This is a genomic window from Bacillus sp. RB3 (genome assembly GCF_030164735.1).
Lineage (GTDB): Bacteria > Bacillota > Bacilli > Bacillales > Bacillaceae_G > Bacillus_A > Bacillus_A cereus.
Map to the genome: position 1 here is coordinate 1 of NZ_JASNGE010000092.1, position 890 is coordinate 890.

Consider the following 890-nt stretch of genomic DNA (forward strand, 5'->3'; position numbering starts at 1 on the left):
GGTACTTCAATGAACATGAATGCAAATGAAGTCATTGCCAATCGTGCTCTTGAATTATTAGGAATGGAAAAGGGAGACTATCATTATATTAGTCCAAATAGTCATGTAAATATGGCCCAATCAACAAATGATGCATTCCCAACGGCGATTCATATCGCAACGTTAAATGCATTAGAAGGCTTATTACAAACGATGGGTTATATGCATGATGTATTTGAATTAAAAGCCGAACAGTTCGATCATGTGATTAAAATGGGACGTACACATTTACAAGACGCTGTGCCAATCCGCCTTGGACAAGAGTTTAAAGCATACTCACGTGTACTTGAACGTGATATGAAACGCATTCAGCAATCACGTCAACACTTATATGAAGTGAACATGGGAGCAACTGCAGTTGGTACAGGCTTAAATGCAGATCCAGAATATATTGAAGCAGTTGTAAAACATTTAGCTGCAATTAGTGAACTACCGCTTGTTGGTGCAGAAGATTTAGTAGATGCGACGCAAAATACGGATGCTTATACTGAAGTATCTGCAGCACTTAAAGTATGTATGATGAATATGTCTAAAATCGCGAATGACCTTCGCTTAATGGCATCAGGTCCACGTGTTGGCTTAGCGGAAATTATGTTACCAGCTCGTCAACCAGGTTCATCTATTATGCCAGGGAAAGTAAACCCTGTTATGCCAGAAGTAATTAATCAAATTGCGTTCCAAGTAATTGGTAATGACCATACAATTTGCCTTGCTTCAGAAGCAGGACAATTAGAATTAAACGTTATGGAACCAGTACTTGTTTTCAACTTACTTCAATCGATTAGCATTATGAATAACGGTTTCCGTGCCTTTACAGATAATTGCTTAAAAGGAATTGAAGCGAATGAAGA

Annotated in this window: 1 protein-coding gene; it reads left to right on the top strand. The window is 38.2% G+C overall.

What is annotated here, in order from left to right:
- On the top strand, nt 1–890 hold an 890-nt coding region (locus QO049_RS30440), incomplete at both ends, for a lyase family protein (RefSeq protein ID WP_284489821.1).